10 protein-coding genes are annotated in these 13,634 nt (G+C 64.4%); 2 read left to right on the top strand and 8 right to left on the bottom strand.

Going from position 1 to position 13,634, the window contains the following annotated elements; all coding sequences use genetic code 11:
• Positions 1-83: 83 nt before the first annotated feature.
• From AB5K84_RS05680 to AB5K84_RS05645, 8 genes are all read right to left on the bottom strand, one after another.
• Complete coding sequence (locus AB5K84_RS05680) at positions 84-1,322, bottom strand: efflux RND transporter periplasmic adaptor subunit (protein WP_011090709.1); 1,239 nt, start codon at positions 1,320-1,322, stop codon at positions 84-86.
• 2 nt (positions 1,323-1,324) lie between these two features.
• Positions 1,325-3,688, bottom strand: coding sequence for an ABC transporter permease (locus tag AB5K84_RS05675; RefSeq protein ID WP_011090710.1), 2,364 nt, complete (start codon positions 3,686-3,688; stop codon positions 1,325-1,327).
• Positions 3,689-3,692: 4 nt separating this feature from the next.
• Positions 3,693-4,400: an ABC transporter ATP-binding protein gene (locus tag AB5K84_RS05670; RefSeq protein WP_011090711.1), complete on the bottom strand. Its 708-nt coding sequence runs from the start codon at positions 4,398-4,400 to the stop codon at positions 3,693-3,695.
• Positions 4,401-4,506: 106 nt separating this feature from the next.
• Entirely contained in the window at positions 4,507-5,700 is a 1,194-nt protein-coding gene (locus AB5K84_RS05665; RefSeq protein ID WP_011090712.1) for a methionine adenosyltransferase, read from the bottom strand.
• A gap of 57 nt (positions 5,701-5,757) precedes the next feature.
• Entirely contained in the window at positions 5,758-6,174 is a 417-nt protein-coding gene (locus AB5K84_RS05660) for a hypothetical protein (protein ID WP_236842151.1), read from the bottom strand.
• A 49-nt stretch (positions 6,175-6,223) separates the two neighbouring features.
• Positions 6,224-6,898: a methyltransferase family protein gene (locus tag AB5K84_RS05655; protein ID WP_038966090.1), complete on the bottom strand. Its 675-nt coding sequence runs from the start codon at positions 6,896-6,898 to the stop codon at positions 6,224-6,226.
• A complete protein-coding gene (locus AB5K84_RS05650; protein WP_038966089.1) occupies positions 6,898-7,152 on the bottom strand; it encodes a DUF2933 domain-containing protein in 255 nt (84 codons plus the stop codon). Before AB5K84_RS05650 ends, AB5K84_RS05655 begins: the two co-directional genes overlap by 1 nt.
• 86 nt (positions 7,153-7,238) lie before the next feature.
• Positions 7,239-7,895 carry a Spy/CpxP family protein refolding chaperone gene (locus tag AB5K84_RS05645; protein ID WP_038966088.1) on the bottom strand — a complete coding sequence of 219 codons (657 nt, stop codon included), beginning with the start codon at positions 7,893-7,895 and terminating at the stop codon, positions 7,239-7,241.
• A gap of 185 nt (positions 7,896-8,080) precedes the next feature.
• Here AB5K84_RS05645 and AB5K84_RS05640 point away from each other — a divergent pair, with 185 nt between their 5' ends.
• On the top strand, positions 8,081-8,323 hold the full coding sequence (locus AB5K84_RS05640) for a hypothetical protein (RefSeq protein ID WP_028175482.1): 243 nt from the start codon (positions 8,081-8,083) through the stop codon (positions 8,321-8,323).
• A gap of 474 nt (positions 8,324-8,797) precedes the next feature.
• A complete protein-coding gene (locus AB5K84_RS05635) occupies positions 8,798-13,621 on the top strand; it encodes an NAD-glutamate dehydrogenase (RefSeq protein WP_011090718.1) in 4,824 nt (1,607 codons plus the stop codon).
• Positions 13,622-13,634 lie beyond the last annotated feature (13 nt).

Below are 13,634 nucleotides of genomic sequence, written 5' to 3'. Positions count from 1 at the left end.
ACACGACCCACTGCAGATGGCGCCAGCCTTCTGGAGCACGGAGACTGCTCGGCTGCGGCCACACGAGGTATCAAGGCACGAGCTCAGGGCACCTCCCGCTGTCCGATTCTCCCGCCACTCACAATCCGATCGCTCGGATGCACTACGACCCGATCGCCGACAGCCAGTCCAGAGATCACCTCAGCCACGTGTCTATTGCGGTGACCGATCTGGACCGGCTCGAGCCGGGCATGCCCATTCTCGTCGGCAAAAACGGCCCACTGGTCACCTTTTCGGAACAAGGCACTCACCGGGATGGTCAATGCATCGGTGGCGCTCCAGGTGGTCACATGGACGACCACCCGGTAGTCGTGGCCAAGCTGGGACCACACTTCGGGCGGATCCACGAAATCGATCGTCACCCGTACCCGCTGCTCCTCAATGCCTAGCGCCGACACCTTCAGGAAGCCCGCGGGGTCCACGCGCACGACCTTGCCCTTGATCGGGGCCCCGCCCCAGCCGTCGATCCGGACGGGCGCGCCAACCTTGATCTGCACGGCGTCGGTCGAGAGCAGGTCGGCCACGACCTCCAGATCGAGCGGGTTGCCGATATCGACGAGCGGCGTCCCTGGCAGGACCGTCGCCTCGCTGTCCTGGACGATCTTCAGCACCCGTCCGCTCGCCGGCGCGAGTACCCGGACGCAACAGGTCGGCTCCCCCGACGGGGCAGCGTTGGCTGGATCCATCAACCGGGCAGCCAGGCTGGTGCGTACCGCACGCCGCATGTCGACCTGAGCCTTGGCGCTCGCCAAGGCGGCCTCGTTCGTGGCCACGTCGAACTTCGCCTTATCGAAGGCCTGGGCCGAGGTGGACTGCGTCCGCAACAGCGTCTGCGCCCGCTGGAACTCGGTCCTGGAAAAGTCCAGCGCCGCTCCGATCCGCTGTACCTCGGCTTCCTGTTGCTGGATGGCTGCGTCCGCGGCCGCAACTTCCGCCTGAAGCTGGTCGCGGGAGCGCACGTCGATGAAGCCCGGCAGTGTCGGCTGCATCAAGGCGATGACGGTCTGGTTGGCGACGACCTCGTCGCCGACGTGAAGCGACGGCCCCTGCTCGCCGAACGGATGCGAAATCCTCAGGACCTTGCCTGCGATGGGCGCCGAGACGGTGTAGACGTGGCGGACGCGCGTCTTGCCGTCGTCGTCCGCCGTGACTTCGATCGGGCCTTTCGCGACGGTCGCGAGATCGACCAGAACCGGCCGGGGCCATGCGAACCACGCCAGTCCGCCCGCGATCCCGGCCAGGGCCGCAGCACCGATGATACGTTTGGTCCAGTTTGCCGACATGGCTAGTCTCGCGTCTTGAGGACCGCCACGAGGTCCAGTTTATCGATGCGTTCGCGGATGACCACCGCGGAGGCGACAGCGGCCAGCACCACCACGGACGTGGCGAAGACGTAGGTCGAATGCTCGACGACAAGGCGGACGCGCATCAGTTCTCCGGCCAGGTTCGTCTTCATGACCCACGCGAGCCCGTAACCCATCGCCCATCCGGGCGGTTGTGCGATCAGCGTCAGGATGGCGAGCTCAAGCAGGAGGATGCGCAGAACCTCGCCGCGCGTGAAGCCGAGGACGCGCAGGCTCGCCAATTCCCGCGCCCGCTCCGACAGCGAGATCCGGGCGTTGTTGTAGACGACGCCGAACGCGATCACGGCGGCGAGCCCGGTGTAGATGCTCGCCATCGTGGTGATGAGCAGCGCGACCGTCTTCCGAAAGTTGGCCAGCGAGACGCGCTGCAGCGCCACACCGGCGACCGTCGGCATGGACTTCACGGCCGCGTAGAAGTCCTCCTTCCGGTTCTCGTCGAGGCTGAGGTTGACGCTGGTGACGACGGGGGCCTCGCGCATGACCTGCCGAAGTGCGTCGATATCCATCATGCCCCTGATGCCGAAATAGTCCTCGACGGTGGCCACGACCGGCATCGTGACGGTATGTCGGGCGCCCTCGAGCAGATCGAGCTCGACGGTATCGCCGGCCGCGACCCCAAGGATGTGGCCGAGCATGCCGGAGATCGCGAGGCCGGTCTCCGGAAGCGCGACCGGCCGGAGGTCGACGTCGATGATGCGCCTCAGGTCGGCACCGGCGGGCCGGCCGCTGATCGTGATCCGGCGCTCGACGTTGCCATGGCGGATCCGGACGGGCACCTCGCGGAACGGCTCGGCGGCGAGAACGCCGGGCAGCCGGTTCACCTGCTCCACGACATTCTCGATCCGCTTCTCGACGAAGCCGATGGTCGCGTCCTGCCGGTCGGCGAGGAAGTAGGTCACGTCGATCAGTTGCTCCATCGTGTCCCGGGTAAACAGCGAGACGACCAGGATCGCGGTGGCCAGCGCCATCCCAAGCGCCGTGAACGCGGCCCGGACCGGGTGTCGCGCGATGTTGCGGATCATCATCAGCGTCGGCTGCGACACGACTTCGTCGAGCTGAATGCTCGCCGGGAGCAGCCGCCGGTACACCGGAGGGGCCGGCGGTTGCATGGCGACTGCGGGCGCCAGCTTCACGACTTCGCGCAGCGCCCGCAACGCGCCGATCGCCGCGGCGGCAGCGCTGAGCGCGCCGGCGATCACATACAGATCCGGCGCCTTCGCGAACACCAGGAACGGGAAGTGGAAGAAGTCGCCGAACAGCCCCGTGACGCGCAGTCCCAGTAAGGTCCCGACGATGCTGCCCAGGACGATTCCCGCCGCCACGATCATGGCGACGAACTTGAAATAGTGCAGAACGATGCTGCCGTCCGTGTAGCCCAATGCCTTCAGGAGGCCGATCTGCTCGCGCTCCAGAGCGACCAGCCGGCTGAGGGTGAGATTGACCAGGAACGCGGATACCAGAAGGAAGATCGGCGGCAGCGTGCGGCTCATGTTGTTGAGCATGTCGAGTTCATGATCGAGCCAGGCGTGCGAGGTCTGGTCCTTCCGCCCGTGGGCCGCCTGGCCGCCGTAGGGATCGAGCAAGGCATCCAGCTGCAAGATGACCTCGCGCTCGGCGGCGCCGGGCTGCAGCTTGACCGAAACTGCCGAAAAGGCGCCGTCGAGATCGTAGACGCCTGCGAGCGCCTTCTCCGACATCCAGACGATGGCGAAGCGGCGGTCGTCCGGCATCAGGTCGCCCGGGCCGACCGTGTAGACGAACTCGGGGGACAGGGCCGTGCCGACGATGACGAGCTCACGCTTCTTGCCGTTCAGAATGGCCGAGAATCGCGCCCCTTCGGAGAACCCATGCGCTCGCGCGAACGGCTCGTTAACGACGACCTCCTCTGTCCGCCCCGGCTCCGGAAGCCGTCCGGAACGGATGTACAGCCGATTGAGGTGCGGCTCGGCGTTGTCAGGTAGGGATACGAACTGCCCACTGGCCGGTTCGGAAAAGCCTGGGATGTCGAGCAGCGCGAGCTTCGCGATGCGCGCGTCGACGGCGGCGACACCGGGGATTTCCGCGATCCTGCCGGCGAGGGCCTTGGGTGCGCGCTTCGCCTGGGCGAACACGTCGCCGAAGCTGTACCGTTCGTAGTACGCGATCCGCGTCTCTTCGAGAGACCGATGCGAGCCGACGGCGAGCACCAGCGTGGCGACGCCGCCTCCGACGACCAGCGCGATGGCGAGGACCTGCGCCCACATTCGCCTGACGTCCCGGAACAGCTTGATGTCGAGCGCCCTCATGCCGTCACCAGCTGAGTTCGGCCGCTTCGCGACGGGTCTCGTTCCTCTGGATCCTGGAGATGCGGCCGTCGGCGAAGAACAGCACCCTGTCGGCGACCTGCTGGATGCTGGCGTTGTGCGTGATGATAATTGTCGTGGTGCCGAGCTGTCGGTTGACGCCGAGCAGCGCTTCGATCACGCGAATGCCGGTCTTCGAATCCAGCGCCCCGGTCGGCTCGTCGCAGAGCAGCACCGCCGGGCGTTTCGCGATCGCGCGGGCTATGGCCACGCGCTGCTGCTCGCCACCGGATAGCTGCGCCGGAAAGTGATGCATCCGCTCCTCGAGCCCGACCAGAGCGAGGGCGTCGGCCGGCCGCATCGGATTTTTGGCCACCTCGGTGACCAACGCCACGTTTTCGTAGGCGGTGAGGCTCGGCACCAGATTGTAGAACTGGAAGACGAAACCGACGTGGTCGCGGCGATACTTCGTGAGCTCGCGGTCTTCGAGATCGGTCAGGTCGATATCCCGGAAGAACAGCCTGCCGCTGGTCGGCCGGTCGAGACCGCCCATGATGTTGAGCAGGGTCGTCTTGCCGCTGCCGGAGGGGCCGAGCAGCACGACAACTTCTCGCTCAGCGATCTCAAGATCGACATTGTTGAGGGCATGGACCGCCACCTCGCCGGAGACGTAGGTCTTGGTCAGAGCCGTGGCTGTGAAGACGGATTGGGTCATTGCGTCTCAAACAGTGTGAGCAGTCACTCTCCGCCTTTGAGGCTCCCCTGGATTGATTTAGATCAGGCAGCTCGCTGAATTCGCTCGGTTTTCTCAAAACAGACGCTCAGTAGACATGAGTTGCTCCGGCGACGAGCTCGCCGACCAGTTCCGGGATCCTGCCAAGGTGATCCGATACAATCTCCGCACCTCGCTCTCTTAGCTCCTCCGGGGGAACGCCGTCCTTCGTCGCCAGCCTGAGATGAACGAGATCCGGCATGGACACCGGCGCACCGATCCGGCTGACGATGAGGCACTGCGCTGCGGAGACCTCCGGAATGGCGCTGACCAATGTCTCAGCTACTCGCTTTGCCAAGATGTTGTAGATCTTGCCGACGTGGCTAACGGGGTTCTTGCCGGCGGCAGCCTCCAAGCTCATCGGCCGCCAAGGTGTGATCAGGCCATTGACGCGATTGCCCCGACCGACCTGCCCGTCGTCGCCAGCCTCCGCTGAGGTGCCGGTCACGGTCAGATAGATGCTATCGGACGCCGCATCATCAGCAGCGTTGACGGCCACCTCGCAATCCCTAAATCCGTGCTCGCTTGCGCGTTCACGGACGTACTCGGCGAGCGCCGCCTTTTGTTGCAGATAGCTGTCCATGTCGTTAAGAAACCGCCCGATCATGGCGCAGGCGATTGTCAGCTTGACGCCCTCTCCGCTTCGGACAGCCATGATTTTGATGTCTTCACCCCAAGCCGGATGGTCACGCGCGCGATCGCGGCCGTGAATTCCCTGTTCGATTGCGAGCACGAGGCGTTCGAGCGCACTGAGCGGTGCGTGACCAACTCCGAAAGACGTATCGTTGGCAAGCGGAATTTGCCTTGCGCTCCCCCGAGAGAACAGCGATTGCAGGTCCTGCGAGCCCTGATGAACCAGGGCCTCGATACGGACGTGACGATCGGCGTCCAGCGCATGGAGATTGGCCTTCAGCCAGGCCCTTGAGCCCTCGATGGCAATGTCCTCGACTGGAATCGCTTCGTTTCCGACGTTGGTAACGGCCCGTCCTGCCAGGAGGATTCTGATCGGATCGGTCACCTTTCCGCCGTTGAAGGTAGGCATTGCCCTGCCGCCGCACAGTAGCGCTTTGTCGACATTGTAGTGCAGCACATGGCCGAATCTGCGCAGGTACTCGCGACAGAGATTGCGGGACAGCGTCTCGGCAAGGGCATCGCAGATCGTGTCCGGGTGACCGGCTCCCTTGCGCTCGACGACCTCCACGTCATCGCGATTGTCAAGCTGCGAAAGGACAAGATCAAACATCGGTGTAACCAATCGAAACAGAGGCGGTCAGCCCTTTTCCGCACCATAAGGACCGGTCTACCGGCGATGGTCGTACTTGAATTGCAGGGCAGCCGGACTCGCGCCGGTGCGCTCGACAGTGAGCTTCACGGTGTAGAGATCAAATCCGGGAAGGTCGAAGAAGCCGCCATAGGTCGTGGTGCCCGAGATCTGCATTGGCTCAAGCTTCTTCTTGGCGCCGGACAAGCCCAATCCTGATACTTCCGCAGTCACGACGGCATCAGAAATACGCGCGCCGCTTGCTGCATCAAAGACGGCGGCAACGACGTGATATTCATGCGGCCCCTTTGGGGTGCGCCCGTGCATCGGTCGTTCGGTGGTGGAGCCCGACGGGAGGCCCTTCACGATCTCGGCCGGCACGATGCCCAGGTAGACCGTCACTCCTCCTGCCGTTTTTGAGAGGTCGGTGTCCGCAGCGGTCGCTATGCCGATCAAGCAACCGGCCAGCCAGAGGCCTCCGAGCAGAGCGCCGACCGCCCGCCGGCTAACCATGCCGATATCCTCCAGTGGACTCAGTGCCAAAGACCCGGCTCAACTTCGGAATGAATCCCGGCACATCGGCCGCATATCTGACATAGGCGTCTCCGAATTCTGCTCGGGCATCCTGCTCCTCCGTGTGAGCCAGCCTGACGTACATCACGGTCAGCACCGGGAACATCGCGAGCGTCAGGATCGTCGGCCATTGCAGCAGGAAGCCGAACATCACCATGATGAAGCCGACGTATTGGGGGTGGAGAACGTAGCTGTAAGGCCCGCTTGTGGCGAGGCTTCGGGTCTGCTGGGCATCGTACAGCACCCTCCAGGCCGCGGAAATCAGGACGAAGCCCGCGCCGATGAAGATGAAGCTCAGGATGTGGAACGGTCCGGCGTGCGGATTGGTCTTCCAGCCGAACATCATCTCGAGCAAGTGCCCGGCGTCATGGGAGAACCAATCGACGTTCGGGTAGTGCGACTGCAGCCATCCCGAAAGGAAGTAAATGGTGAGCGGGAAGCCGTACATCTCCACGAACAGCGCCACCAAAAATGCGCTGAAGGCGCCGAAGGAGCGCCAGTCGCGGGCGGTCTGCGGCTTGAAGAAGCTGTAGGCGAACAGGATGAAGACCACCGAATTGACGATGACGAGGCTCCAGAGACCGTAGGCGGGCGCGGTGTCGTGCATCACGCGCTCCTTGGATCGTTGGGGCGGCCGCCGCCATGGTGGTGACCGTGTCCGCCATGCATGAAGAGGTGCATCAGCGGACAGGCGAGAAGCGGAAGCCAGATCAACAATCCGAGCACGTGGGCCCTGTGCTCGGTGAACAGGAGTGCGCCCGCGATGACCAGAAATCCCACCAGGACCAGGCCGGCCTTGGCCTTGACCGACAAGCCCTCTCGAGGGCGCTCTCGATACCCGGAATGATCCTGCAGCGACATCTGCACGCTCCTATGGCGCTTGATAGCTTAGAGGCGCGGCTGCCATCATTGTTGACGCAGATCAACGGCACGAGTCCCGCAGGGCCTCACTGCATCGGCTTGCCGGGCTGCATTCCCATGCCCATCATGCCTCCGCCCCGCATCGCCGGCATCATGCCCATCTGCGGCGCGAGCAGTTCGTCGGCGGTCTTCTTCTGCTCGTCGGAAAAGCTGCCGACGAGATTGGTCAACGCGGATTTCATCGCGCGGGTAGCTTCGAGCCGCGCGGACAGCCATTTCTCCTGCCAGGTCAGCCGGTCTACCAAAGGCTCGGTGCCGGCCTGTGACATCATCGAGGTTCGCAGCTCGCCGAGGGCCTTGGCATTCGCGCGCAGCGCGTCTGCAAACGCGTTCCAGGCCGGCGCCTGGGCGTCCGTGATCTTGAGCTCGGTCCGGAGGAAAGCGATCCGCCCCTCCACGCGATCGATCGTCTCCATGCCGTCGCCGGACTGTCGCATCATGCCCATCATCCGCATCATGTCCGACATCGGCATGTTGCCGCCCATCATGTTCATCATGCCGCCGCTGGTCATGCCCTGGGACGGTCCGGTGCCGCGCGGCGGCTCCGGAGCCGCGGGCGCCTTGGCTGCCGGCGCCTCCTTCTGGTCAGGATGATGACCCTGGTGCTCGGCAGGCGATTGCGCGAACGAGGGATTGCTGAGGATCGTGAGCAGCAAAGCTGCCGCAAGCGTGGGGCTTCGCATCGTTAATCCTCGTGAGATCTGGCATTTGGATGGATTGTGACGATCGCCGCCTGATGCGAGTTGATTCACGTCAACCAAAGCCGCGGTCGCGACAGGATTACCAAGTGTTCATTGCTTGCAATCCCTCAAAGCGGAAAGCCCGGCTGCGCCTCATGATGGCGGGTCCACAATCCGGGAGAACGGACATGATCACGAAGAAGCTCTTGGCTGCGATCGGCATCGTTTCCCTGTTGGCGGTGCCGGCGATGGCGCAGACCACCGACAAGGAAAAGAACGGCCATCATTACAGCGGTGGTCCGAAGACCGAGGTCCCCCACCACATGGGCAAGAAGGAGACGGTCGGCGTTTCGAAGGACGGCGCGTCCGGTGGCCATCACTACACGGGCGGCCCCGCTTCGTCGCCGCACCACATGGGCGACAAAAAGTAATAAGGATCGCGCCCGTTCTCGCGGCGGCAACACCGCCGCGGCGGGCTTCTCGGTTTCGGCAGGTCGGCTCGGCCGGCCTGCCGTCAGCCGACCACCCGATCTCCGACGAATCGACGACACCTCGATCGGGATCAGGGCAGTAGAGATTTGCTCGAAAAGGCGGTGTTGGCCAGCCGAAACGGGGCCGGGTTCGCAGATGAGTACTGGGCGACCGCGCCATCCAGAACCAAGCCACGAACTCCTACACAATTGAAACTCCTTGTGATTTTGCAAGCGCTCGCAGCGCAGCGATGCTCGCCGCCGACTTCGGCCTTGAGCACGCCTCATAACTCTGCGCGCCATGGCGGCTTCGGGATGCTAGTATCGCGAAGGCCGCAAGACCGACGCGATTGAAATACGGTCGAGACGATGGCGCGCGAAGAGACGCACTCCAAAAACAACGCCTGACCGCACTTGCGGTTCGTCGGCCGGGATATGGAGGACGCTATGGCATGGCGCGACGACAAGGCCCGGGCAACTCTGATCCACGACGCGGCGCAAAGCGTGCAGCCGGGCAAGGCGCCCCGGACCTTTGCCGAGCTTCTGTTCGGCTACACCAATAGCGAGGATCTCGCCAACTACGATGCCTCCTCGCTTGCCCTGCTGGCGGAGCAAGCCTGGGAGCACGTGCAGCGGCGCACGGCCGGTCGTGCCGATATCCGCATCGTCAATCCGATGATGCCGGATGGGCGCGAGATTTCCGTGCTCGAAATTCTCAACGACAACATGCCCTTCCTGTTCGATTCCACCATGGCGGAAATCGCCGAGCAGGGCATCGAAGTCACCCTCGTCGCTCACCCCATCATCGCGGTGGAGCGCGATGACCAGGGCAAGCTGCTGCACTTCTACGGTGAAGCCCTCCCGGAGGGAGCAAAGGGCGCGCGAGAGAGCCTGATTCACCTCCACATCACCCGCCTGGACGCCGACGCTGACCGCGACAGGCTGATTGACGGCCTCACCAGGACGTTGAGCGACGTGCGCGCCTGCGTCGTCGACTGGCGCGCCATGCGCGACCGGGTCGAGGACGCGATCAAGACTTTCTCGTCCAATCCGCCGCCGCTGCCGATCGACGAGGTCGCCGAGGCCAATCAGTTCCTGCAATGGCTGTGCGCCGACAATTTCACCTTTCTCGGCGTGCGCGAATATCGCTTCTCGCCCGACAGCGATGGGTCGGACGACATCACGACCGCCGAGGGCCTCGGCATCCTGCGCGATCCCGATGCGAAGGTCCTGCGCCGCGGCAACGAAATGGTGGTGATGACATCGGAAATTCGCGAGTTCATGCGCGAGCCGACCCTGCTGATCGTCATCAAGGCCAATGTGAACAGCCGGGTTCATCGCCGCATCCGGATGGATTATGTCGGCATCAAGCTCTATGCGCCCGACGGCCGGCTCGAGGGCGAATTGCGTGTCGTCGGCCTGTTCACCTCGGGCGCGTATACGCGCTCGGCACGACAGATCCCCTATATCCGCCACAAGGTGACACGGGTGCTCCAGCGCGCCGGCTTCGACCCGAACAGCCATTCGGGCAAGGCCTTGATGCATATGCTCGAGGAATATCCGCGCGACGAGCTATTCCAGGTCGACGTCGACACCCTCTTCAATTTCGTCATGGAGATTTTGATCCTCTATGAGCGCCCCCGCGTCCGGGCGCTGGCCCGGGTCGACAAGTTCGATCGCTTCGTCTCCATCCTCGTCTTCATTCCACGCGACAAATACGACACCGACGTGCGCACGCGCGTCGCCAACTTCCTAGCGCAGGCCTACCGGGGGACGCTGTCGGCCTCCTACGTATCCTTCCCCGAAGGAGCATTGGCGCGCGTCCACTACATCATCGGACGTTATGAAGGTAAGACTCCCGCCGTCGAGCGCGCCGCGCTGGAAGCCGGGATCAGCGCCATTGCCGCGACCTGGGCCGACAAGCTGAAGGCCGCGCTAGCTGCGTCGACCGATGGCATGCGGGCGCGCATGCTCGCCAATCGCTATGCCCAGGCCTTTACCGGCGGCTATACCGAGGTGTCCACGGCGGAACAGGCGATCGCCGATATCGCCACCATCGAGAAGCTCACGCCGGCCCGCCCGGTGACGATTTCGGTTCACCGCTTCGAGGAGGACGATCCCAGGCGCTTCGGCCTGAAGGTGTTCTCGGATGCCGCGCCGCTGTCGCTGTCCTATCGCGTGCCGGTGATCGAAAATCACGGCCTGCGCGTGGTCGACGAACGCACCTATCAGATCGTGCCCGGCAACAGGCCCGAGCCGGTATGGCTGCACGACATGACGATCGAGACCAGCGACGGCCAGCCGATCGAGATCAGCCGGGAATTCAGCCATCGCCTGGAAGCCTCAATCATGGCGGTGGTCACCGATCGCGCCGAATCCGACGGATACAACGCCCTGATCCTGCGCACGGCCCTGGGCTGGCGGGAAGTCTCGACCATCCGGGCGCTGTCGCGCTATTTGCACCAGATCCGCGCTCCGTTCACCCAGGACTATATGTGGGAGACCTTGCGCAAGAACGCCGCGATCACAGCCAACCTCGTCGCGCTGTTCCAGGCCCGCCGCGATCCGCGCCTCGTCCTGACCGATCGCGAGCGTTCGGCGCGCGAGGCAACTCTGCTTGCCGAGATCGAGGAGCAGCTCAAATCCGTCGCCTCGCTCGATGAAGACCGCATCCTGCGCCGCTTCACCAATCTGGTGCAGTCGACCATCCGCACCAATTTATGGCAGGTCGGCCGGGACGGACATCCGCGCCCGGTGATCTCCTTCAAGTTCGACGCGCGCAAGATCGAGGACCTGCCCCCTCCCCGACCACTCTATGAGATTTTCGTCTATTCAACCCGCGTCGAAGGCATTCACCTGCGCTTCGGCAAGGTTGCGCGCGGTGGCTTGCGCTGGTCCGATCGGCCGCAGGATTTCCGCACCGAGATCCTCGGCCTGGTGAAAGCACAGCAGGTCAAGAACGCCGTGATCGTGCCGGTGGGCGCCAAGGGCGGCTTCGTGCCCAAGCGGCTGCCGCCGCCCTCCGATCGCGAGGCGTGGCTCGCGGAGGGCACCGAAGCCTATCGCATCTTCGTTCGCTCGCTGCTCGAACTCACCGACAATCTCGACGGCGACGTCGTCGTGCCGCCCGACTTGACCGTGCGGCATGACGGCGACGACCCCTACCTCGTCGTCGCCGCCGACAAGGGCACCGCCACCTTCTCCGACATCGCCAATGCGATTTCGGCCGAGAAGAACCATTGGCTCGGCGATGCCTTCGCCTCCGGCGGCAGCCAGGGCTACGACCACAAGAAGATGGGGATCACGGCGCGCGGCGCCTGGGAAGCGGTCAAGCGCCACTTCCGCGAGCTCGGCACCGACATTCAGACCATGCCTTTCACCGTGGTCGGCGTCGGCGACATGTCCGGCGACGTTTTCGGCAATGGCATGCTGCTCTCGCCGGCGACAAAGCTCGTGGCGGCATTCGATCACCGCGACATCTTCATCGATCCCTCGCCTGATCCCTCGATCAGCTTCGCCGAACGCAAGCGCCTGTTCGACCTGCCGCGATCGAGCTGGCAGGACTACAACAAGACGCTGATCTCGCAGGGCGGCGGCGTGTTCTCGCGCACGCTCAAGGCGATCCCACTGGCACCGGAAGTGCGCACCCTGCTCGATCTCGACAAGGAGCAGGCCACACCGTTCGAGGTGATGACGGCGATCCTGAAGGCGCGCGCGGACTTGCTGTGGTTCGGCGGCATCGGCACCTACATCCGGGCGTCGGCGGAGAGCGACGATCAGGCCGGCGACCGCGCCAATGATCCGATCCGCATCACCGGGACCGAGGTTCGCGCCAGGGTGATCGGCGAAGGCGCCAATCTCGGCGTCACCCAGCGCGGCCGCATCGAAGCGGCGCAGACGGGCGTCAAGCTCAACACCGACGCGATCGACAATTCCGCCGGCGTGAATACCTCCGACGTCGAGGTCAACATCAAGATTGCATTGGCGCGCCCCGAGCGCGAGGGACGCCTCAGCCCGGCTGACCGCAACACCCTGCTCGCCGCGATGACCGATGAAGTCGGCACGCTGGTGCTGCGCAACAACTACCTCCAGACGCTGGCGCTCTCGCTTGCCGAACGCAAGGGCGTGGCCGAGACCGGCTTCCTCACCCGCCTGATGCAGTCGCTCGAGCAGCGTCACCTGCTCAGCCGTGCCGTGGAATTCCTGCCCGACGATGCAGCGATCGCTGAGCGCACGAGGCGCGGCCAGGCCCTGACACGGCCGGAGCTCGCCGTATTGCTCGCCTACGCCAAGCTGACACTCTACGAAGACCTGCTCCTCACCGGCGTGCCGGATGATCCTTATCTCGCCCGCAGACTGTCGCTGTATTTTCCGCGCGAGGTTCTCGAGAAATTCCCGACCGCGGTCGAGCACCATCGCCTCCGACGCGAGATCATCGCGACCAGTCTCGTCAATGCCGTGATCAACCGCGGGGGCCCGGCCTGCATCGTGCGCCTGACCGACGAGACCGACGCCGATATCTCGACCATCGTCATGGCGCAGGTGGCGGTGGACGCGATCTACGAGCTCAGGCGACTCAACGACGCGATCGACGCGCTCGACACACGTATCGACGGGCAGTTGCAGCTCAGCCTCTACGCGACGATCCAGGATCTCCTGCTCTCCCGCATGGTCTGGTATGTGCGCAATGTCGATTTCAAGGATGGGCTGAGCGCGATCAACGCCCGGTTTGGCCCGGCCGTCCGCGAGATCGCAGCCTCCCTCGACGACGCCCTGCCGCCGGACCTGCAAGCCGCGCGCGGCAAGCGCCGGCAGGAGCTGACCGATGCCGGCGTCCCGACCGGCCTCGCGGGCGAATTGGCGGACCTCGACGCCCTGGTCTCGGCGCCTGACATCGTGACGGTCGCCGAGCGCACTGGCCGCAGCATCCGCGATGCCACTGCGACGTTCTTTGCCACCGAGGCCAATTTCCGTCTCGACCGCATCATCGCCGCCGCGCGCAGCGTGCCGGTCAGCGATCATTTCGAACGCCTGGCCATCGACCGCGCCGTCGAACTGATCGCGGCAGCCGAAAGACGCCTGACCGCGGATATGCTGGCAACCGGCCAATCCGGTCAGCAGGCTGTGGAGACCTGGCTTGCGGCTCATCCCGAGGCGACGCGCATCCGCCGCGCGGTCGAGGAGATTGCCGCCGGCGGCCTGACGCTCGCCAAGCTCATGGTGGCCGCGAACTTGCTGGGGGACCTGGTCAAAGCCTAGAGGGAGGAATCCA

Origin of the sequence: Bradyrhizobium sp. 1200_D9_N1_1 (genome assembly GCF_052075915.1) — a bacterium.
Classification (GTDB): domain Bacteria; phylum Pseudomonadota; class Alphaproteobacteria; order Rhizobiales; family Xanthobacteraceae; genus Bradyrhizobium; species Bradyrhizobium diazoefficiens.
The sequence above is the reverse complement of the archived record's forward strand: the minus strand, read 5'-3'. Positions and strand labels throughout refer to the sequence as shown.

What these genes read in the sequence shown, in the direction of transcription:
- AB5K84_RS05680 (WP_011090709.1), bottom strand. Translation starts at nt 1,322, where the DNA reads ATGTCGGCAAACTGGACCAAACGTATCATCGGTGCTGCGGCCCTGGCC.
- AB5K84_RS05675 (WP_011090710.1), bottom strand. Translation starts at nt 3,688, where the DNA reads ATGAGGGCGCTCGACATCAAGCTGTTCCGGGACGTCAGGCGAATGTGG.
- AB5K84_RS05670 (WP_011090711.1), bottom strand. Translation starts at nt 4,400, where the DNA reads ATGACCCAATCCGTCTTCACAGCCACGGCTCTGACCAAGACCTACGTC.
- AB5K84_RS05665 (WP_011090712.1), bottom strand. Translation starts at nt 5,700, where the DNA reads ATGTTTGATCTTGTCCTTTCGCAGCTTGACAATCGCGATGACGTGGAG.
- AB5K84_RS05655 (WP_038966090.1), bottom strand. Translation starts at nt 6,898, where the DNA reads ATGCACGACACCGCGCCCGCCTACGGTCTCTGGAGCCTCGTCATCGTC.
- AB5K84_RS05650 (WP_038966089.1), bottom strand. Translation starts at nt 7,152, where the DNA reads ATGTCGCTGCAGGATCATTCCGGGTATCGAGAGCGCCCTCGAGAGGGC.
- AB5K84_RS05645 (WP_038966088.1), bottom strand. Translation starts at nt 7,895, where the DNA reads ATGCGAAGCCCCACGCTTGCGGCAGCTTTGCTGCTCACGATCCTCAGC.
- AB5K84_RS05640 (WP_028175482.1), top strand. Translation starts at nt 8,081, where the DNA reads ATGATCACGAAGAAGCTCTTGGCTGCGATCGGCATCGTTTCCCTGTTG.
- AB5K84_RS05635 (WP_011090718.1), top strand. Translation starts at nt 8,798, where the DNA reads ATGGAGGACGCTATGGCATGGCGCGACGACAAGGCCCGGGCAACTCTG.